This is a genomic window from Streptomyces sp. NPDC094032 (genome assembly GCF_040303965.1).
Classification (GTDB): Bacteria; Actinomycetota; Actinomycetes; order Streptomycetales; family Streptomycetaceae; genus Streptomyces.
The window spans coordinates 1-19,970 of record NZ_JBEOUE010000027.1 but is presented as its reverse complement, the minus strand read 5'-3'; the positions used below and the strand labels follow the sequence as shown (position 1 = coordinate 19,970).

The 19,970-nt window shown below is 73.5% G+C and carries 20 protein-coding genes; 13 read left to right on the top strand and 7 right to left on the bottom strand.

Features of this window, described 5'->3' with window-relative positions; translation table 11 throughout:
* Positions 1–12: 12 nt before the first annotated feature.
* From ABTZ54_RS29380 to ABTZ54_RS29365, 4 genes are all read left to right on the top strand, one after another.
* On the top strand, positions 13–603 hold the full coding sequence (locus ABTZ54_RS29380; protein WP_351668852.1) for a suppressor of fused domain protein: 591 nt from the start codon (positions 13–15) through the stop codon (positions 601–603).
* 157 nt (positions 604–760) lie between these two features.
* Positions 761–1,399, top strand: a complete 639-nt coding sequence (locus tag ABTZ54_RS29375) for a DUF6758 family protein (protein WP_351668850.1) — start codon at positions 761–763, stop codon at positions 1,397–1,399.
* 125 nt (positions 1,400–1,524) lie between these two features.
* Complete coding sequence (locus ABTZ54_RS29370; RefSeq protein ID WP_351668848.1) at positions 1,525–2,385, top strand: PHP domain-containing protein; 861 nt, start codon at positions 1,525–1,527, stop codon at positions 2,383–2,385.
* Positions 2,386–2,739: 354 nt separating this feature from the next.
* Positions 2,740–3,345, top strand: coding sequence for a MarC family protein (locus ABTZ54_RS29365; RefSeq protein WP_351668846.1), 606 nt, complete (start codon positions 2,740–2,742; stop codon positions 3,343–3,345).
* 79 nt (positions 3,346–3,424) lie between these two features.
* Here ABTZ54_RS29365 and ABTZ54_RS29360 read toward each other — a convergent pair whose 3' ends face one another.
* Positions 3,425–3,577: a DUF8834 family protein gene (locus ABTZ54_RS29360; protein WP_086823662.1), complete on the bottom strand. Its 153-nt coding sequence runs from the start codon at positions 3,575–3,577 to the stop codon at positions 3,425–3,427.
* A gap of 108 nt (positions 3,578–3,685) precedes the next feature.
* On the opposite strand from ABTZ54_RS29360, the gene ABTZ54_RS29355 reads away from it, so the two are divergent.
* The gene (locus tag ABTZ54_RS29355) at positions 3,686–4,612 is read left to right on the top strand and encodes an NYN domain-containing protein (RefSeq protein WP_351668844.1); all 927 of its coding nucleotides are present in this window, start codon (positions 3,686–3,688) and stop codon (positions 4,610–4,612) included.
* Here the strand turns inward: ABTZ54_RS29355 and ABTZ54_RS29350 are convergent.
* Together ABTZ54_RS29350 and ABTZ54_RS29345 are read right to left on the bottom strand one after the other, a co-directional pair.
* Positions 4,530–5,474 (bottom strand): alpha/beta fold hydrolase, encoded by a 945-nt coding sequence (locus ABTZ54_RS29350; RefSeq protein ID WP_351668842.1) that lies wholly within the window; start codon positions 5,472–5,474, stop codon positions 4,530–4,532. The two genes, ABTZ54_RS29355 and ABTZ54_RS29350, sit on opposite strands and share 83 nt — an antisense overlap.
* Positions 5,475–5,553: 79 nt before the next feature.
* Positions 5,554–8,352, bottom strand: coding sequence for a DEAD/DEAH box helicase (locus ABTZ54_RS29345; RefSeq protein WP_351668840.1), 2,799 nt, complete (start codon positions 8,350–8,352; stop codon positions 5,554–5,556).
* 481 nt (positions 8,353–8,833) lie between these two features.
* Here ABTZ54_RS29345 and ABTZ54_RS29340 point away from each other — a divergent pair, with 481 nt between their 5' ends.
* Complete coding sequence (locus tag ABTZ54_RS29340) at positions 8,834–9,565, top strand: ferritin-like fold-containing protein (RefSeq protein WP_351668838.1); 732 nt, start codon at positions 8,834–8,836, stop codon at positions 9,563–9,565.
* A gap of 42 nt (positions 9,566–9,607) precedes the next feature.
* On the opposite strand, the gene ABTZ54_RS29335 is transcribed toward ABTZ54_RS29340, so the two are convergent.
* The 4 genes from ABTZ54_RS29335 to ABTZ54_RS29320 form a co-directional block, all read right to left on the bottom strand.
* Positions 9,608–9,880 (bottom strand): hypothetical protein, encoded by a 273-nt coding sequence (locus ABTZ54_RS29335; RefSeq protein WP_351668836.1) that lies wholly within the window; start codon positions 9,878–9,880, stop codon positions 9,608–9,610.
* A 156-nt stretch (positions 9,881–10,036) separates the two neighbouring features.
* Positions 10,037–10,264, bottom strand: a complete 228-nt coding sequence (locus ABTZ54_RS29330; protein WP_351668834.1) for a DUF3107 domain-containing protein — start codon at positions 10,262–10,264, stop codon at positions 10,037–10,039.
* 124 nt (positions 10,265–10,388) lie between these two features.
* The gene (locus ABTZ54_RS29325; RefSeq protein WP_351668832.1) at positions 10,389–11,048 is read right to left on the bottom strand and encodes a TetR/AcrR family transcriptional regulator; all 660 of its coding nucleotides are present in this window, start codon (positions 11,046–11,048) and stop codon (positions 10,389–10,391) included.
* A 211-nt stretch (positions 11,049–11,259) separates the two neighbouring features.
* Positions 11,260–11,475 carry an Rv3202a family protein gene (locus ABTZ54_RS29320; RefSeq protein ID WP_351668830.1) on the bottom strand — a complete coding sequence of 72 codons (216 nt, stop codon included), beginning with the start codon at positions 11,473–11,475 and terminating at the stop codon, positions 11,260–11,262.
* Between the two features lie 157 nt (positions 11,476–11,632).
* Between ABTZ54_RS29320 and ABTZ54_RS29315 the strand changes: the two genes are divergently transcribed.
* The 7 genes from ABTZ54_RS29315 to ABTZ54_RS29285 all read left to right on the top strand — a co-directional run bounded on the left by ABTZ54_RS29315 (position 11,633) and on the right by ABTZ54_RS29285 (position 19,824).
* The gene (locus tag ABTZ54_RS29315; RefSeq protein WP_351668828.1) at positions 11,633–12,616 is read left to right on the top strand and encodes an alpha/beta fold hydrolase; all 984 of its coding nucleotides are present in this window, start codon (positions 11,633–11,635) and stop codon (positions 12,614–12,616) included.
* 8 nt (positions 12,617–12,624) lie between these two features.
* A complete protein-coding gene (locus ABTZ54_RS29310) occupies positions 12,625–14,010 on the top strand; it encodes a DUF3152 domain-containing protein (protein WP_351668826.1) in 1,386 nt (461 codons plus the stop codon).
* A gap of 110 nt (positions 14,011–14,120) precedes the next feature.
* The gene (locus ABTZ54_RS29305; RefSeq protein ID WP_351668824.1) at positions 14,121–14,216 is read left to right on the top strand and encodes an Ms4533A family Cys-rich leader peptide; all 96 of its coding nucleotides are present in this window, start codon (positions 14,121–14,123) and stop codon (positions 14,214–14,216) included.
* Positions 14,217–14,418: 202 nt separating this feature from the next.
* Positions 14,419–16,146, top strand: coding sequence for an ABC transporter substrate-binding protein (locus tag ABTZ54_RS29300; RefSeq protein WP_351668822.1), 1,728 nt, complete (start codon positions 14,419–14,421; stop codon positions 16,144–16,146).
* A 23-nt stretch (positions 16,147–16,169) separates the two neighbouring features.
* Entirely contained in the window at positions 16,170–17,150 is a 981-nt protein-coding gene (locus ABTZ54_RS29295; RefSeq protein ID WP_502997337.1) for an ABC transporter permease, read from the top strand.
* On the top strand, positions 17,147–18,136 hold the full coding sequence (locus ABTZ54_RS29290; protein WP_351668820.1) for an ABC transporter permease: 990 nt from the start codon (positions 17,147–17,149) through the stop codon (positions 18,134–18,136). The genes ABTZ54_RS29295 and ABTZ54_RS29290 overlap by 4 nt, the downstream gene beginning before the upstream one ends.
* Positions 18,133–19,824 carry an ABC transporter ATP-binding protein gene (locus ABTZ54_RS29285; protein ID WP_351668818.1) on the top strand — a complete coding sequence of 564 codons (1,692 nt, stop codon included), beginning with the start codon at positions 18,133–18,135 and terminating at the stop codon, positions 19,822–19,824. Before ABTZ54_RS29290 ends, ABTZ54_RS29285 begins: the two co-directional genes overlap by 4 nt.
* Positions 19,825–19,970 lie beyond the last annotated feature (146 nt).

Sequence of the window (19,970 nt, the reverse complement as noted above, 5' to 3'; positions counted from 1 at the left end):
TATGCTCGCCGCATGGGAGAAATTCTTGCTCTGGTAGAGGCCCGGCTCCGCACGGCCTTCGGCGAGCCGGACGCGCGGGCCGCGGTGACCTTCCTCGGCACCGACCGCATCGAGGTCCTGCGCTTCGTCGACCCCGAGGCGGGCCTGGTGCGCTACGCGACCCTCGGCATGTCCGCCCAGCCGATGGCCGACCCGACGGCCACCCTCGCCGACCCGGTGAAGGGCCCGCGCGCCGAGCTGGTCCTCTCGGTACGCGGTGGCCTCGCCGACACCGACAAGGTGCTGCGCCCGCTCGCGGTGCTGGCCGCCACCCCTCAGGTCGAGGGCGTGATCGTGGCCCCCGGCGCCTCGCTCGACGTGGGCGAGCCGCTGTGGCCGGGCGCGCCGTTCGCCTCGGTGCTGGTCGCCGAGTCGGGCGGCCTCGTCGAGGACCTGGACCTCGACGCCCCGCTGGACCCGGTCCGCTTCCTGCCGCTGCTGCCGATGACCTCCAACGAGGCGGCGTGGAAGCGGGTGCACGGGGCCCAGGCCCTGGAGGAGCGCTGGCTCTCCCACGGCACGGACCTGCGCGACCCGCTGCGCAGGTCGGTGGCGCTGGACTGAGGCCGGTCCGCCCGGGGTGCGACGACGCCGGGCGCGCTGCCCGAAATCCGCGCGGGCGGTGTCCGGGTCCGACCGGGAGTGAACGTCTCCGGCCGGACGGGTGATCATCCGTGATCGTCCTTGACGCGGGGCCCGGGTGGTAGGACCGTTGAGCCCTATGAGGGGCGAACCCAGTTGCCCGAAGTGCGGTGGCCGGGTCAGGGCGCCCGGTCTCTTTGCCGACTCCTGGCAGTGCGACGTGCATGGCTCGGTGCACCCGCTGCAGCCCGTGATCCCGCCCAGCGTCGAGGCCCTCGGTGTCGTGGTGCACCGGGCCCACGTGCCGGTCTGGATGCCGTGGCCCCTGCCCGTCGGATGGCTCTTCACCGGGGTCGCGTACGCCGGTGACGACCGCAGCGGCGGACGCGCGACCGCCGTCGCCTGCTCCGGCCCCGGTCCGCTCGGCGGCATCGGGGAGCTGCTCCTCGTCGCCGAGGAGCTCGGCGTCGGACTCGGCGCCCGGTACGCGGGCATCGACGGACCCGACCCCGGACCCGGGATGGCGATCGACAAGCCGCCCCAGGTCAAGGTGCTCGCCGCCGGCCGCCCGACCCCGCTCTGGCACGTCACCGGCGCCCCGCAGGACCGCGCGGTCTTCGCGGGCGAGGCGCGCGGACTGTGGCTGTGGGCCATCGTGTGGCCCGAGCAGTCCGGACTGCTGATGTACGACGAGCTGGTCCTGACCGATCTGCGCGACGCCGGCTCGGAGGTCGAGCTCCTGCCCTGCGGGGCGCTGACCCCGAGGCTGCTCACCTGAGGGCTCACGCCGAGGCCGCTCACGTAAGGGGCGACGGCTTTTCCGGCTCCGTACGGAAGGGTGCGATTCGCCCGTTATCCTTGAGCGTTCTCTCCGTCCGCCCCGAGCCCCTGGAGTCACGCGTCGTGCGCATCGATCTGCACACCCACTCCACGGCTTCGGACGGTACGGACACCCCGGCCGAGCTGGTGCGCAACGCCGCCGCCGCGGGGCTCGACGTGGTCGCGCTGACCGATCACGACACCACGCGCGGATACGCCGAGGCCGTCGCGGCGCTGCCCGAGGGGCTGACGCTGGTGACCGGCGCCGAGCTGTCCTGCCGCCTCGACGGCGTGAGTCTGCACATGTTGGCCTACCTCTTCGACCCCGAGGAGCCCGCCCTCTCCGCCGAGCGCGAGCTGGTGCGCGACGACCGGGTGCCCCGCGCGCGGGCGATGGTCGGCAAGCTGCGCGAGCTCGGCGTCCCGGTCACCTGGGAGCAGGTCGCCCGGATCGCGGGTGACGGCTCCGTGGGCCGCCCGCACGTCGCGGAGGCGCTGGTCGAGCTCGGTGTCGTGCCGGACGTCTCCGGCGCCTTCACGCAGGAGTGGCTGGCCGACGGCGGCCGGGCGTACGTCGAGAAGCACGAGCTGGACCCGGTCGAGGCGATCCGCCTGGTCAAGGCGGCCGGCGGCGTCACCGTCTTCGCCCACCCGCTGGCCGTCAAGCGCGGCGAGTGCGTGCCCGAGTCCGCCATCGCGATGCTGGCCGAGGCCGGACTCGACGGCATCGAGGTCGACCACATGGACCACGACCTGCCCACCCGGGCGCGGCTGCGCGGTCTGGCGGGCGAGCTCGGCCTGCTGACCACCGGCTCCAGCGACTACCACGGCAGCCGCAAGACCTGCGGCCTCGGGGACTGTACGACGGACCCCGAGATCTACGGCGAGATCACCCGCCGCGCCACGGGCGCCTTCCCGGTCCCCGGCGCCGGCGGACCCGCCTAGCCTTCCCGGCCCGGACCGCTCCGGCCTGGATCTCCTGGCCAGGATCTCCCTGGCTCGGGTCGCTCCGGTCGGGACTCCCTGGCTCGGATCGCTCCGGTCCGGACTCCCCGGCCTGGATCGCTCCGGTCCGGACTCCCCGGCCCGGATGATCCCGGCCCGGATCCTCCCGGCCCCGGCCCACCCGCGGTCCCGGTCCTCCACGGCCCGGCCCGTCACGGCCCGGCGGCCCTCCCCGGGTCCGGCCTTCCTTCCCTCTTCGGGGCCCCGGCCCCCGTGGGGCATTCTCCTGCCCACTCTCCGGAACCGCCGGTTCCGGATGTTCTTGTACGCCCCTTTCCCGCAAGGCCCATCACCGTGTTCGACGTCGCCGTCTTCGGCTCGCTCTTCCTCACCCTCTTCGTGATCATGGATCCCCCCGGGATCACGCCGATCTTCCTCGCCCTGACCTCCGGCCGCGCCGCCAAGGTCCAGAAGCGCATGGCCTGGCAGGCCGTGGCCGTCGCCTTCGGTGTCATCACCGTCTTCGGCATCCTCGGCCAGCAGATCCTGGCCTATCTGCACGTCTCCGTCCCCGCGCTGATGATCGCGGGCGGTCTGCTCCTGCTGCTGATCGCGCTCGACCTGCTCACCGGCAAGACCGACGAGCCCAAGCAGACCAAGGACGTCAACGTCGCGCTCGTACCGCTGGGCATGCCGCTGCTCGCCGGGCCCGGCGCCATCGTGTCGGTCATCCTCGCCGTGCAGAACGCCGACAGCGTGTCCTCCCAGGTCGCCGTCTGGAGCGCCATCGCCGCCATGCACGTCGTGCTCTGGCTGGCCATGCGCTACTCGCTGCTGATCATCCGGGTCATCAAGGACGGCGGCGTGGTCCTGGTGACCCGGCTCGCCGGCATGATGCTCTCGGCCATCGCCGTGCAGCAGATCATCAACGGCGTCACCCAGGTCATCCAGGGCTCCTAGCGGCCCCCGGACGCCACTGCGCCCCCGTACGGATTCCGTTCTGCGGAGTCCATGCGGGGGCGCGGTGTGCTTCTACGGGTTACGAGGCCGAGGTCTCGGCCGGGCGGATCCAGATGCGCTGACCGATTGCGGCGGCCTGCTGCACGATCCGGTTGACGGAGGCGGCGTCCACGACGGTCCGGTCGACGGGCGTACCGTCGATGTCGTCGAGTCGCAGGATTTCGAAGCGCATGGGCTTCTCCCTTCGTCTGAGGTGTTCCTCCTGGAGGAGAACTGTCTTACGTACCTGTACAACGACGTGCATCCTGCAAACATTCCCTACGCTAAGGAAATTTTTCGGATGACTAACTACGTGCCGGTGGGGAAGGCCGGGACGGACCGGACGGACCTGCTCGAAGCCCGTCTGGAGCGCACCAACGAGCTCCTCCAGCGGATGCTCGCCGAGGTGGCGAAGACCCCCTCGACCCACGCCATCTTCGTCGACGCGGGTTACGTCTATGCTGCGGCCGGGTTGCTTGTCGCGGGCATCGAGGACCGGCGCTCCTTCGACCTGGACGCCGAGGGCCTCATCGACGCCTTCATCGACACCGCCCGCACGATCTTCGCGGACAGCAGGCTGCTGCGCGTCTACTGGTACGACGGCGCCCGGCGCCGCATCCACACCCCCGAGCAGCAGTCCATCGCGGAGCTCCCGGACGTCAAGGTCCGCCTCGGCAACCTCAACGCCAACAACCAGCAGAAGGGCGTCGACTCCCTCATCCGCTCCGACCTGGAGTCCCTCGCCCGGCACCGCGCCATCAGCGACGCCGCCCTCGTCGGCGGCGACGAGGACCTGGTCTCCGCCGTCGAGGCCGCCCAGGGCTACGGCGCCCGCGTCCACCTGTGGGGCATCGAGGCCGCCGAGGGCCGCAACCAGGCCGAGGCGCTGCTCTGGGAGGTCGACAGCCAGCGCACCTTCGACCTCGACTTCTGCCGCCCCTACGTCACCCGCAAGCCCGTCACCATGTACGAGAACGAGGGCGAGCCGCCGCCCTCGCGCGACGAGGTGCGCTTCATCGGCGCCCAGATCGCCGCCACCTGGCTCGCCGAACGGGGCCGTGACCAGCTCGCCGAACTCCTCCCCGGGCGCCCCTACCTGCCGGGCCACGTCGACCAGGAGCTCCTGGTCGAGGCGGAACGGTTGCTCAGCCGTTCCCTGCGCGGCCACGCCGCACTGCGCCGGGCGCTGCGCGACGGCTTCTGGCAGCACCTCCAGACGCAGTACTGACCTGGGCCGCCAGGTCCCAGAACGCGGTCAGCCGGTCGGCGAGCTCGCGCGGGTGCGACACATTGGGGGAGTGGCCCGCGCCCGCCACCACCGTGTGGTGCGCGCCCGTGCGGGCCGCCGCCGCGGCCAGCTCCGGCACCGGCCAGACCGTCTCCTCGTCGCCGTACGCGAGGTGCAGCGGCAACGGCAGCGCCGCCAGCGCCGCCGTACCGTCCGGGTCACCGAGCAGCAGCCGGCCCGCGCCCGCCAGCTGGGCGATCCGGGTGCGCATCCAGCGCCGGCGCAGGAAGCCCACGATCTCCGGCGGATCGGAGGCGCCCGGCTCCTCGCCCCGGCTGTCCAGCCACCTCGTCGCCCGCCACACCCGCTCCTTCGACAGCAGCGCGAGCGCCGTGCGCAGCGCCCGGACCCGCACCCGCTGCGAGCGCGCGACCCGGCCGGGACCCGAGGACAGCAGGGTCAGCGAGCGGAACGCGTCCGGCGCGAGCCCGGCGGCCGCGCGGGCCACCAGACCGCCGAACGAGTGGCCGAGCAGATGCACCGGACCGTCGCCGAGCGCCGCCGCCTGCGCCACGGCGTCGAGCGCCAGCGCCCTGCGCCGGTACGCGGCCCGGCCGCGCGGCCCCGGGGTCTCGTGCTGACCGCGCCCGTCGACGGCCACCGCGCGGTAACCGGCCTCGCTCAGCGGGCCGAGCAGGGCGAGGAAGTCCTCCTTGCTGCCCGTGTAGCCGGGCAGCAGCAGCGCCGTACCGCGCGGCGCACCCTCGGGGACCGTGTCGAGGACGGCGAAGGAGCCGCGCGCGGTCGTGAGCCGGTAGGCACGGGTGCGGGGCGGCAGCGCCAGGGACCGGGGCTTGCTCATACAGGGACTGTAACCGTCCGCGAACGCGCCGCGGCCCGGCCCCTCGGTGAGGGACCGGGCCGCGGCGACCGCTGGGTGCCTACGCCTCGGGCTCGGCGGCGACGGCCTTCTTGGCGGCCCGCTTGCGCGGCGCCTTCGGGGCCTCGACGGTCTCGGCGGGCGCCTCGGCCGCCTTCTTCGTCGTACGCCGACGGGCGGGCGCCTTGGGCTCCGAGGCGTCCGGCGCCTCGGCGGCGACGGCCTTCTTGGCCACGCGCTTGCGCGGGGCCTTCGGGGCCTCGGCGGCCGGTGCTTCGGCGGCGGGCTCGGCCACGACGGCCTTCTTGGCGGCCCGCTTGCGCGGCGCCTTCGGGGCCTCGGCCTCCGCGACCGGAGCTTCGGCCACGGGCTCGGCGACGGCCTTCTTGACGGTCCGCTTGCGCGGGGTCTTCGGGGCCTCGGCCTCGGCGGGCTCGGCAGCCACGACGGCCTTCTTGGCGGCCCGCTTGCGCGGGGCCTTCGGCGCCACGACGGCCTCGGCGGCCGGGGTCTCGACGACGGGCGCCTCGACGACCGGGGCCTTGGGGGCCTCGATCACCACGACGGCCTCGGCCGCCGGGGTGGTCGTGACCGGGCTGGACGCCTTACGGGTCGCCCGACGGCGCGGCCGGGGAGCGGCGGGCTCCTCGACGACGGGCGCCGCGGGGGTCTCCGGGGCCGCGGGGGCCTCGGCGGTCACCGTGGGCGCGCTGCTGGTGGCCGGACGGGTCGCACGGCGCCGGGCCCGGGGGGCCGGGGACGTCTGCGCCGGCACGGCGGCCTCCGCCACAGGGGCGGCGACCGGCTCGGCCTGGGCCGCGGGAGCGGCGACGACGGGCTCGGCGGCCTGGGCCGGGACCGAGGTCTCCGCCGAGGCGGTGGCCTTGCGGGTCACCCGGCGCCGGGGCGCCTTGGGCTCCTCGGCGGCGACCGGGGCCTTGGGCTCCTCGGCCGTCTGGGCCGGGACCGAGGCCGTACGGCGGTCGGCGGCGAGCGCGGCGGCGGCCGTCTCGACCGTCTGGAAGGTCACCGTGTCCTCGGCCGGACGCCGGACCCGACGCCGGCGCGGCGCGGTGGCCGGAGCCTCGGCGGCCGGAGCGGCGGCCACCGGAGCGGCACCCTCCGCACGCCCGCCACGACCCCGGCGGCGACGCGGACGCGCCTCGGCGGGAGCCTCGGCGGCGGCCGGGGCGGCCACCGGAGCGGCGGCCGGAGCCTCGGTCGGCGCGGCGGCGGCGCGGAACTCCGCGGCCGGGGCCTCGGCGCGACGCCCACGGGTGGCGCTCTTCGGGGCGGTGGTCCGCTCCTCGGGGGCACGGAAGCCGCCGGCCGGAGCGGCCGCGGCCGGAGCCACGGCGGCGGGAGCCTCGACCGGCTCGGCCTTCGGCGCGGCGGCCGGGGCCTCGGTCACCGGCGCGGCACCGGCGACGGGCACGCCCGTCGAGCCCGGGGCACGGGTACGGCGACGGCGGCGCGGGGTGCGCGGGCCGGTGGCCTCGGCGGGGACGTCGGCGGACTCGACCGGCGCGGCGGCCGGCATCTCGACGGCGGCACCGGCCTCGGAACCACCACGGGTGCGGCGGCGCTGGCGCGGCGTCCGGGTGCGCTCGGGGCGCTCCTCGGTCTTCTCCTGTCGGTCCTGGCGCGGGCCGCGGGCCCGACGGCCGCCCGGCTCGCCCAGGTCCTCAAGCTCCTCGGCGCCCAGACCCGCGCGGGTCCGCTCGGCGCGCGGCAGGATGCCCTTGGTGCCCTCGGGGATGTCCAGCTCGGCGTAGAGGTGCGGGGAGCTGGAGTAGGTCTCGACCGGGTCGTTGAAGTCCAGCTCAAGCGCCTTGTTGATCAGCTGCCAGCGCGGGATGTCGTCCCAGTCGACCAGCGTGATCGCGGTGCCGCTCGCGCCCGCGCGGCCGGTGCGGCCGATGCGGTGGAGGTAGGTCTTCTCGTCCTCGGGGGACTGGTAGTTGATGACGTGCGTGACGCCCTCGACGTCGATGCCGCGCGCGGCCACGTCGGTGGCGACGAGCACGTCGACCTTGCCGTTGCGGAAGGCGCGCAGCGCCTGCTCGCGGGCGCCCTGGCCGAGGTCGCCGTGGACCGCGCCGGAGGCGAAGCCGCGGCGCTCCAGCTGCTCGGCGATGTCGGCCGCCGTGCGCTTGGTGCGGCAGAAGATCATCGCGAGTCCGCGGCCACGGGCCTGCAGGATGCGGGAGACCATCTCCGGCTTGTCCATGTTGTGCGCGCGGTAGACGCGCTGCGTGATGTTCTTGTGGGTCGCGCCCTGGTCGTCCGGCTCGGTGGCGCGGATGTGCGTGGGCTTCGCCATGTAGCGACGGGCCAGACCGATGACGGCGCCCGGCATGGTCGCCGAGAACAGCATGGTCTGACGCTTCGCCGGAAGCATGTTGATGATCTTCTCGACGTCGGGCAGGAAGCCCAGGTCGAGCATCTCGTCGGCCTCGTCCAGGACCAGGACCCGGACGTGGGAGAGGTCCAGCTTGCGCTGGCCGGCCAGGTCGAGCAGGCGGCCCGGGGTGCCGACGATCACGTCGACGCCCTTCTTGAGCGCCTCGACCTGCGGCTCGTACGCGCGGCCGCCGTAGATGGCGAGGACGCGCACATTGCGCACCTTGCCGGCGGTCAGCAGGTCGTTGGTGACCTGCTGGCAGAGCTCACGGGTGGGGACGACGACGAGCGCCTGCGGGGCGTCGGTCAGCTGCTCGGGCGTGGCCCGGCCTGCCTCGACGTCCGCGGGGACCGTCACGCGCTCCAGGATGGGCAGGCCGAAACCGAGGGTCTTGCCCGTGCCGGTCTTGGCCTGGCCGATGACGTCGGTGCCCGAGAGGGCGACCGGAAGGGTCATCTCCTGGATCGGAAAGGGGGAAACGATGCCGACGGCTTCCAGGGCCTCGGCCGTCTCGGGAAGAATCCCGAGGTCTCGGAACGTAGTCAGGGAACTGCCTCTTCTGTGAGACGCGGCGCGAGGCGAACGCTGGGGGTCGTACCGTGCCGGATCACTTCCGGTCGGGCCGTGAGGGCCTTGACCGGGTGGCGCGGGACCACTGCCGTCGCTCGAGCGTCGTGCCGCTGAGGGACCCCTCGGCGGGTGCGCCGGAAGGGCTGTCGGGCCGGAGCCGATCGGGCCACCGACCGGGCATCCTCATTCATGAGTCGGCCCACCGGGTACGTCCGAACGTGCGAAAGCATGTCCGCATACTCAGCAGGCGCATTACCACTGTACCCCGGAATCGCGCATGTGTGTCGGGAGAATTTCCGCCGAGGCCACGGTCACAGTGACCGGTCGACGCTCTGGCGGGGCATGGGAGCGGGCTATTGTGCGCTTCATGGAGACGCCTGACAACGCCACACCCACCGGTATCGCCGCCCAGGACTGGGCCACGGCCTCCGCCGTACCGCAGTACCGCGCCGCCGTGATCGACCTGCTCGGCGCGCTGGCCTACGGCGAGCTGGCCGCGTTCGAGCGGCTCGCCGAGGACGCCAAGCTGGCGCCGACCCTCGCGGACAAGGCGGAGCTGGCGAAGATGGCCTCCGCCGAGTTCCACCACTTCGAGCGGCTGCGCGACCGGCTCGCCGCCGTGGACGCCGAGCCGACCGACGCGATGGAGCCGTTCGCCAAGGCGCTGGACGACTTCCACCACCTGACCGCTCCGTCGGACTGGCTGGAGGGCCTGGTCAAGGCCTACGTGGGCGACTCCATCGCCAGCGACTTCTACCGCGAGGTCGCCGCCCGGCTCGACTCCGACACCCGCGGCCTGGTGCTGTCGGTGCTCGACGACACCGGCCACGGCAACTTCGCCGTGGAGAAGGTCCGCGCCGCGATCGACGCAGACCCGCGCGTCGGCGGCCGGCTCGCGCTGTGGGCCCGCCGGCTGATGGGCGAGGCGCTCTCGCAGGCCCAGCGCGTGGTCGCCGAGCGCGACGCGCTGTCGACGATGCTGGTCGGCGGCGTGGACGGGATGGCGGCGGGCTTCGACCTGGCCGAGGTCGGCCGGATGTTCTCCCGTATCACCGAGGCGCACACCAAGCGGATGGCCGCACTGGGCCTGGCCGCCTAGACGGCGAAAGCCCCGAGGCCCCTGTAGGCCCCGAAGACCCGGTCAGCCCGCCGCGGCTGATCGGCGCAGGCGTCGTGAGGCAGGCCGGACGAGCAGCGAGAGCAGCACCGCCGCCACCGCGACCGCGCCGGTCAGGGTGGCGAGGAAGTGGCCGGGGCCCAGGGCCCCGTGGGTCACCAGGGCGCCGAAGACCGCGCCGAGCGAGCCCGTGAGGAGGACTGCGGCGCGGGCGGGGAGGCGGTCGGGCAGCCGGTGCACGGCGGCCCAGGCCAGGGCGAAGCCGAGCAGGGCGGAACCGAGAGCTTCCAGGAACACGGCGAATCACCTCGCGTGCGGTGCGGGGCGGGCAGTTCGGTCACACCCGTCCTACCCGGCGAGCGCCGAACACAATCCTCCCCATACGCCCTGACGTGGGCATACGGAAGGCCCGGTGGACCAGGTCCACCGGGCCTTCCGGTCGTTCACCACCGCTCAGAGCGTGCCGAAGCCCACCCGGCGGACCTCGGGCTCACCGAGCTCGACGTACGCGATCTTGTCGGCCGGCACGAGGACCTTGCGGCCCTTCTCGTCCGTCAGGCTGAGCAGCTGCGCCTTGCCGGCCAGCGCGTCGGCCACCGCGCGCTCGACCTCCTCGGCGGACTGCCCGCTCTCCAGAACGATCTCCCGGGGTGCGTACTGCACGCCGATCTTGACCTCCACGGCTATGTCCCTCCGAACGGTCAGGCTGTGCGCGGGATACCGCGCCGTACGCTGCACACATTAGCCCGGTGAGGCGACGCGCACGGCGCAGCCGCCGCACGCCAGGAGCGAACAGCCGACCGGGTCAGTGGCCCTCGGCGGTCAGCAGTCCGTCCACCGGGTGCAGCGGGAAGCCCGCGATGCCGCGCCAGGCGAGCGAGGTCAGCAGCGCCACCGCCTTGTCGCGGGGGACCGGGGACTCGCTGGAGAGCCAGTAGCGGGCGACGACCTGGGAGACGCCGCCGAGGCCGACGGCCAGCAGCATCGCCTCGTCCTTGGCAAGACCGGTGTCCTCGGCGATGACCTCGCAGATCGCCTCGGCGCACTGCATGCTGACCCGGTCGACGCGCTCGCGGACGGCCGGCTCGTTGGTGAGGTCCGACTCGAAGACCAGGCGGAAGGCGCCGCCCTCGTCCTCCACGTACGCGAAGTAGGCGTCCATGGTCGCGGCCACCCGGAGCTTGTTGTCCGAGGTGGACGCCAGCGCCGTGCGGACCGACACGAGCAGCGCCTCGCAGTGCTGGTCGAGCAGGGCGAGGTAGAGCTCCAGCTTGCCCGGGAAGTGCTGGTAAAGGACCGGCTTGCTGACCCCGGCCCGCTCGGCGATGTCGTCCATGGCGGCCGAGTGGTACCCCTGGGCGACGAACACCTCCTGGGCCGCGCCGAGCAGCTGGTTGCGTCGGGCACGGCGCGGCAGGCGCGTGCCCCGAGGGCGTGCTGCCTCTGTCTGCTCGATGGCGCTCACGCCGCCTCCAAATATCGATCCATGCGCGCATTGGCGTCGCGCCGCCATCGTACTTTTGGGTAACCCGGCTGTGCGCGGTGCGAACGCAGAATTTCACGGACCGGACGCCCAGGGCGAGAGCGGAATCACTGTCGAAGGGGAATCAAGAGGTGAAGGAAGGGTCCGGGCACGCCTTTCCGGGCGGCGTACGGAGCCCCCGCCGTCGCCGTCGTCAGCGGTAGTCGTCCTCGTCCAGGGCGACCACACGGGTCTGTTCCACGGCGTCCGCGTCGTTCGCCGACTCGTGCGCGAGGTGGACGAGCGGTTCGTCCTCGCGCTGCTGAAGCTCGGCGTGCTGTTCGGCCGCGTCGGCCTCCGGGATCTCCTCGTCGAGCACGACGTCCTCTTTCTCGGCGAATGTGTCCGGCTCGGTCGGGTCGGCAGTCATGCGGTTCCTTCCGGCACGAGCGGGGTCCGCGGGTCCTGACGGGCCCTGCCTGATGACCCTCACCTTTCGAGCGTAGGAGCTCCCCAGGCCCACCGCACCCGATCCTGTGACGCCACGCACACGCGCCCGGGCGTGATCGTCTCGTAATATCGCTGCCATGTCCTCGACCGAGCTGCCGGAAACCCGGACCGCCGCATCGCCCGCGACCCGGTCGCGCGCCGTGCGGGTCGCCGACGGCGAGGAGCTGCGCTCCGTCGCGCTGCCCGGACTCACGCTGACCGTGCGCGCGCGGCCCGGCACGACGGCCGGCCTCGCGCCCGCGCTGTACGTGCATGGCCTCGGCGGCTCCTCGCAGAACTGGTCGGCCCTGATGCCGCTGGTCTCCGACCTCGTCGACGGCGAGGCGCTCGACCTGCCCGGCTTCGGCGACTCGCCGCCGCCGGACGACGCCGACTACTCCGTGACGGGGCACGCCAGGGCCGTCATCCGGTACCTGGACGCGGCGGGCCGCGGGCCCGTGCACCTCGTCGGCAACTCGCTGGGCGGCGCGGTCTCCACCCGGGTCGCGGCGGTCCGGCCCGACCTGGTCCGCACCCTGACGCTGATCTCCCCGGCGCTGCCCGAGCTGCGCGCCCAGAAGTCCGCGTGGCCGACCGCGCTGCTCGCGGTGCCGGGCGTCGCCGGTCTCTTCGCGCGCCTCACCCGGGAGTGGACGGCCGAGCAGCGGGTCCGCGGGGTCCTTTCGCTCTGTTACGGGGACCCCCGCCAGGTCACCGACGAGGGCTTCCGGCACGCCGTCGAGGAGATGGAGCGGCGGCTGGAGCTGCCCTACTTCTGGGACGCGATGGCCCGTTCCTCGCGCGGCATCGTCGACGCCTACACCCTGGGCGGCCAGCACGGTCTGTGGCGGCAGGCGGAGCGGGTGCTCGCGCCGACGCTGCTCGTGTACGGCGGGCGCGACCAGCTCGTGTCGTACCGCATGGCGCACCGGGCCGCCGCCACGTTCCGCGGCTCACGGCTCCTCACGCTCCCGGAGGCCGGGCACGTGGCGATGATGGAGTATCCGGAGCAGGTCGCCGCCGCGCTGCGGGAGCTGATCACCGATGCGGCCGACGTGACGTCGGCCGAGGGCGGGAGCTGAAGCGCACCGTGGGACGACATAGTCGCAAGGGCCCCGACGCGCCGGCGGCCGACACCGGGCAGTGGGATGCCGTGGCGCCGGGGACGGTGCCGGGGCCGGGGACGCCGGCAGGGCCGGGCGTGACGCCGGGGCCGGGGATGACGCCGGGCACGGGACGCCGCAGGCGGGGCGCGGGGCAGCAGCCCCAGCAGACCCCCGGCGCGTACGACACGCCGGTGCACGGCACCCCTCGCCACCAGGGCCCGGCCGACACTTCGCCGCACGGCAGCCCTCGCCGCCAGGGCCCGGTCGGCACCCCGATGCCCGGCAGCCCCCGCCACCGGGGCCCCGCCGACACGCCGACGCACGGCACCCCCTTCTTCCAGGGTCCGTACGACACCGCCGCCGACCCCTTCGTACGCGGTGGGCACCCGGTCCACGACGAGCGGGGCGCGTCGCCCGCCCGCTACCCCTACCCGCCCGCCGCGCCCGCGGCCCCGTTCATCCCCGCGCCGCGCCGCGAGGCGCCCCCGGCGGCGGAGCCGTCCGTGTCGGACGGGCCCGCCCCGCGGGTGCGTGGGCGGCAGGCGGTTCGGGCCGGGGGGCTCGGGCGTACCCTCACCGGTATCGCCGCGGCGGCTGTCACCACCGTGCTCGCCCTGGTCGTCGCCGGTCAGGTCGCCGAGCGCGAGAAGGACGGGACGCCCCAGTCCCGTTCGGCCGACGACTCCACGGACCGGGCCGGGGCGGCGAGCCAGGCGTCCCGCTCCGACGACCGGGACACGCCGGCGAAGCCGGTGCCGGCCGCGCCGCCCTCGTACGAGCAGCTGATGGCCCGGCAGTTCCCGATCGACCCGAAGCTGAAGGGCCCGGCGGAGTTCGAGGCCGTCCCCGGCTTCGACCGGGCGCCCGGCAAGGGCCGCAAGATCCGCTACCGGGTCGACGTCGAGAAGGGCCTCGGCCTGGACCCGGCGCTCTTCGCGCAGGCCGTGCAGAAGACCCTCAACGACCGGCGCAGCTGGGCCGGTGACGGCGAGATGACCTTCGAGCGGATCTCCAGCGGGGAGCCGCAGTTCGTGATCACCCTGGCCAGCCCGGGGACCACCGGCGAGTGGTGCCGGAAGTCCGGTCTGGACACCACCATCGACAACGTGTCCTGCGACTCCGCCTCCACCCAGCGCGTGATGATCAACGCGTTCCGCTGGGCGCAGGGCTCGGCGACCTTCGGACCCAAGGCGATGCACGCCTACCGCCAGATGCTCATCAATCACGAGGTCGGGCACCGGCTCGGGCACACCCATGTGAGCTGCCGCACGCCGGGCGCGCTCGCTCCCGTGATGCAGCAGCAGACGAAGTCCCTGGACATCGACGACATCAAGTGCCGCCCCAACCCGTGGGTGCACCCCGGGAGTTGATGGCCTGGCGGGCCGGACGGCCAAGGGGCTGTCCGGTATGTGAGACAGGCGTCTCAGAAATGTGTATATGCGCGTTGACATCGTTCAGGCGTTCGTCCATATTTCTCGGCATGTCGCCCCGTCACGCCGCCTCCGATCGCGCCGCCCTTGAGCTGGCGCTCTTCGGCGTGACCGGACACGCGGTCGCCGACATCCTCTGTAGCTGACGCAGCCCGCGCGCTCGTCGGCCCTTCTGTAGTCGCCGTCCCCTTTCTCCGCCGCGCCCGGGCCGTCCCAGACCCCCGCAGGCGCGCGTTCCCCTCTCCCGAGTCTCCCGAGTGCTTCTCGGCGACGGCTGTGCCGTGCCTGCGGAAATCCCGTGCCGTTTCCGGCAGTTCGCCGCAGTTCACTCCGAGAGGTCTCCTTCCCATGCGTCAACCGTCCGTCATCTCGCGCCGCGCGGCAGCGGCCGCCGTCAGTCTCGTCCTGGCCTCGGGCGCCGTCGCCTGCGCCGGACCGCAGGACGCCAGTGGCAAGGGTGCCTCCGGCAAGGCCGAGGGCGGCCCGCGGAAGGGCGGCACCCTCACCGTCCTCAACGCCGAGGCCCAGGAGGACTTCGACCCCGCCCGCCTCTACACCTCCGGCGGCGGCAACGTCCCCTCCCTCGTCTTCCGTACGCTCACCACCCGCAACCGCGAGGCGGGCGCCGCCGGCACCCAGGTCGTCCCCGACCTCGCCACCGACACCGGCCGCCCCAACAAGGACGCCACCGAGTGGACGTACACCCTCAAGGACGGGCTGAAGTTCGAGGACGGCACGCCCATCACCAGCGCCGACATCAAGTACGGCATCGAGCGCTCCTTCGCGGCCGAGCTCTCCGGCGGCGCCCCCTACCTGCGTGACTGGCTGGTCGGCGGCGACACCTACCAGGGCCCCTACAAGGACAAGGGCGGCCTCGCGTCGATCGTCGTCCCCGACGCCAAGACCATCGTCTTCAAGCTGAAGAAGCCCGAGGGCGAGTTCCCCTTCGTCGCCACCCAGACCCAGTTCGCCCCCGTCCCCCAGGCCAAGGACACCGGCGCCAAGTACGAGGAGCACCCGGTCTCCTCGGGTCCGTACAAGGTCGTCAAGAACGAGAACGACGGTCAGCGGCTCGTCCTGGAGCGCAACCCGCACTGGGACCCCAAGACCGACGAGGAGCGCAAGGCCTACCCCGACACGATCGACGTCAAGTCGGGTCTGGACGAGGCCGTCGTCAACCAGCGGCTCTCCACCTCTGCGGGCGCCGACGCCGCCGCCGTCACCACCGACATCAACCTCGGCCCGGCCGAGCTCGCCCAGGTCGGCTCCGACAAGGCGCTCGCGGCCCGCGTCGGCACCGGCCACTTCGGCTACACCAACTACCTCGCCTTCAACCCGAAGGTGAAGCCCTTCGACAACCCGAAGGTGCGCCAGGCGATCTCCTACGCCATCAACCGCACCAGCGTCGTCAACGCGGCCGGCGGCTCCGCCCTCGCCGAGGCGGCCACCACCTTCCTGCCGAACCAGGCGTCCTTCGGCTACACGCCGTACGACCACTTCCCGGCCGGCAAGACCGGTGACCCGGCCAAGGCCAAGCAGGTCCTCAAGGAGGCCGGCTACCCGAACGGCCTGACCGTCACCCTGCTGCACTCCACCGCCCAGAACCGCGCCACCAGCCCCGAGGTCGCCACCGCGATCCAGGAGGCCCTCGCCAAGGCCGGCATCACCGTCAAGCTGGACGGCCAGGAGCCCAACTCCTTCAACGAGAAGCGCTGGAGCGTCAAGGACGCGCCCGGCTTCTTCCTCTCCCGCTGGGGCGCCGACTGGCCGGCCGGCGGCCCGTTCCTCGCGCCGATCTTCGACGGACGCCAGATCGTCACCAACGGCTCCAACTACAACCACGCGCAGCTGAACGACCCGGCGGTCAACGCGGAGATCGACGAGATCAACAAGCTGACCGACCTCAAGGCCGCCGCCGTCCGCTGGGGCGCCCTGGACAAGAAGATCGGCGAGCAGGCGCTCGACGTGCCGCTCTTCCACCCCGTCTACAAGCGGCTCGTCGGCAAGGACGTCAAGAACGTCGTCATCAGCGACTGGACCGGCGTCCTCGACATCTCGCAGGTCGCGGTCAAGTGACCTCGCTCCGCTCCTCGTCCGACGTGTCGGCGCCCGTGGCGGTCACCCCCGCCACGGGCGCCGCCCGGCAGGTGTGGCGGAGGCTGCGGACCCGGCCCTCCGCCCTCGCCGCCGCTTCCGTGCTCGCCCTGCTCGTCCTGCTCGCCGTCGCCGCCCCGCTGCTCGCGGCCCTCGCCGGCCAGGACCCGCACACGTACCACGACGACCTCGTGGACTCCGCCCGCGGCGGCGTCCCGTACGGCTCCTTCGGCGGGATCAGCGCCGACCACTGGCTCGGCGTCGAACCCGGCACCGGCCGCGACCTGTTCGTCCGGCTCCTCTACGGCGCCCGGATCTCGCTGCTCGTCGCCGTCGGCGCCACCGCCGTGCAGATCCTCATCGGCCTGCTCGTCGGCCTCGCCGCCGGTCTCGGCAGCCGCTGGGCCGACGCCGTCCTGAGCCGGATCACCGACGTCTTCGTCGCCCTGCCCTTCCTCGTGCTGGCCATCGCGCTCACCGCCGTCGTGCCCCGCGACTTCCCCCGCCCGCTGCTGCTGATCCTGGTCATCGGCCTGCTCGGCTGGGCCGGCACCTCCCGGATCGTGCGCGCCCAGACCCTCACCCTCAAGAGCCTGGACTTCGTCGCCGCCGCGCGGCTGGCCGGCTCGGGCCGGCGGCGGACCGCCCGGCGCGAGCTGATCCCCTCGCTGGCCGCGCCCGTCATCACCTACGCGGCGATCCTCGTCCCCACCAACATCGTCGTCGAGGCCTCGCTCTCCTTCCTCGGGGTGGGCGTCACCCCGCCCACCCCGTCCTGGGGGCAGATGCTGTCCACCGCGCAGACCTGGTTCCGCGCCGACCCGGCGTACGTCCTGCTGCCCGCCGGACTGCTCTTCACGACCGTGCTCGCCTTCACCGTGCTCGGCGACGCCGTCCGGACGGCCCTGGACCCGCGCGAGGCCGGCCGCCTCGGCGTGGGCACCGCCCGCGAGAAGAAGCGGGCCCGCAAGGAGAAGACCTCATGACCCGCTACCTCCTGAAGCGGCTCGCGGGCGCCGCGCTCGTGCTGCTCGTGCTGTCGGTCCTCGTCTACGGGCTGTTCTACCTGCTGCCCGGCGACCCCGCCCGGCTCGCCTGCGGCGAGCGCTGCAACCCGCAGCAGATCGCCCAGGTCCGCGAGCAGCTCGGCCTGAACGACGGCGTCCTCACCCAGTACCTGCACTTCCTCCAGGGCGTGTTCACCGGCCGCGACTACTCCGCCGGCACCTCGGTCACGCACTGCGACGCGCCCTGCCTCGGCCTGTCGTACCAGAACGACCAGCAGGTCACCGAGCTCCTCCTGGAGCGGCTGCCCGCCACCGCCTCGCTCGCGCTCGGCGCCATGGTCATCTGGCTCCTCGTCGGCGTCGGCACCGGAGTGCTCTCCGCGCTGCGCCGCGGCGGACTCACCGAGCGCACCCTGACCGTGCTCACCCTTGCCGGCACCGGCACGCCCGTCTTCATCCTGGGCCTGCTGATGCTGATGGTGGTCTGCGCCTACCTCCAGTGGCTGCCCTTCCCGACCTATGTGCCGCTCGGCGAGGACCCCGAGCAGTGGGCCTGGAACATGCTGCTTCCCTGGCTCACCCTCGGCTTCTTTGAATCCGCCAAGTACGCCCGGATGACCCGCAGTTCGACCCTGGAGACGCTCGCCGAGGACCACATCCGCACCTTCCGCGCGTACGGCGTGGGGGAGCGGGCCGTGGTCACCCGGCACGCCCTGCGCGGGGCCGTGCCGCCGGTGATCGCGCTCAGCGCGCTCGACCTCGGCTCGATGTTCGGCGGCGCCGTCCTCACCGAGTCGCTGTTCGGCATCCCCGGGCTCGGCAAGACCCTGATCGACTCCGTCCGGCACATCGACCTGCCGGTGGTCGTGGGTGTCGTCCTCCTCATGGGGCTCGCCGTCGTCGTCGCGAACGTCGTCGCCGACCTCCTCTACGCGCTCGCCGACCGAAGGGTGGTCCTGACATGAGCGTCCCCGCACCCGAACTCCCCGACGCCGGTGCCCCGCTGGTCGCCGTCGACGGCCTCACCGTCGAGTTCGAGGGCGGCGTACGGGCCGTGGACGAGCTGTCGTTCACCCTGGAGGCGGGCCGGGCGCTCGCCCTCGTCGGCGAGTCCGGCAGCGGCAAGTCCACCGTGGCCGGCGCCCTCCTCGGCCTGCACCACGGCACCGGCGCCCGGGTCGGCGGCCGGGTCACCGTCGGCGGCATCGACGTAGGCGCCGCCGGAGCGGCCGAACTGCGGCGGCTGCGCGGCGGAGTGGCCGCCATGGTCTTCCAGGACCCGCTCTCCGCGCTCGACCCGTACTACGCGATCGGCGACCAGATCGCCGAGGTGTACCGGATCCACCACCCCGGCTCCCGGAAGGCCGCCCGCGCCCGCGCGGTCGAGGTGCTCGACCGGGTCGGCATCCCCGACGCCGCCCGCCGGGCCCGCTCCCGCCCCCACGAGTTCAGCGGCGGCATGCGCCAGCGCGCCCTCATCGCGATGGCCCTCGCCTGCGCGCCCCGCCTCCTCGTCGCCGACGAGCCGACCACCGCCCTCGACGTCACCGTCCAGGCCCAGATCCTCGACCTGCTCCACGAGCTGCGCCGGGAGACCGGCACGGGCCTGCTGCTCGTCACCCACGACGTGGGCGTGGCCGCCGAGAGCGTGGACGAGGTCCTGGTGATGCGCGGTGGCCGCGAGGTCGAACGCGGGCCTGTGGCGCGGGTGTTGTCGGCGCCATCGGAGCCGTACACGCGTGAACTGCTCGCCGCCGTGCCCCGGTTGGACGGGCCGGTGCGGACCGTGCCCGCCTCGGCTGCCTTGTCGAAGGGCGAGCCGCTGCTCGAAGCCGTCGGTCTGCGGCGGGAGTTCGGGCGCGGCAAGGACCGGTTCACGGCCGTCGACGACGTGTCGCTGACCGTGCGCGCCGGGGAGACGCTCGGCGTCGTCGGCGAGTCCGGCAGCGGAAAGACCACCCTGGGCCGGATGCTGGTGCGGCTCCTCGACCCGACGTCCGGCGGGCTCCGTTACGGGGGCACGGAGATCGGCGGCCTGTCCGAGCGGGCCTTCCGGCCGCTGCGGCGCGAGCTCCAGATGGTGTTCCAGGACCCCGTCTCCTCGCTCAACCCGCGCCGCTCGGTGGGCGAGTCCATCGCCGACCCGCTGCGGGTGGCGGGCGAGCTGGACGACACCCGGATCCGGGCGCGGGTGCGCGAGCTCCTCGACCGGGTGGGGCTCGACCCCGACCGCTACGACGCCTACCCGCACGAGTTCAGCGGCGGCCAGCGGCAGCGCGTCGGCATCGCCCGCGCGCTCGCCGCCGAACCGCGCCTGATCGTCTGCGACGAGCCCGTCTCGGCCCTCGACGTCACCACCCAGGCCCAGGTCACGGCGTTGCTCGCGGACCTCCAGGCCGAACTGGGCCTGGCGCTCGTCTTCATCGCCCACGACCTGTCCGTGGTGCGCCAGGTCAGCGACCGGGTGGCCGTCATGCGCGGCGGGCGGATCGTCGAACAGGGCACCGTCGAGGAGGTGTACGGCGCGCCCCGGGACCCCTACACCCGGCGGCTCCTGGCGGCGGTCCCCTCGCTCGACCCGGTGCTCGCCGCGGACCGCCGGGAGCGGCGCCGGAGCCTTGAGACGAGCCGCGAGGAGCTGGCCGCAGCCTGACCGAGAGTGACCGCACCACCCCGTAGTGCCACGGAACGCCGTCGGGGTGGGAAAGAGCGCACCGGCCGCGCCGTGCTCCTAGGTGATCGTGGAGTGCGCGGGCCGACGAGTGGGTGGCCAGGAGCGGGCGGGTGGCCAGTTCGAGG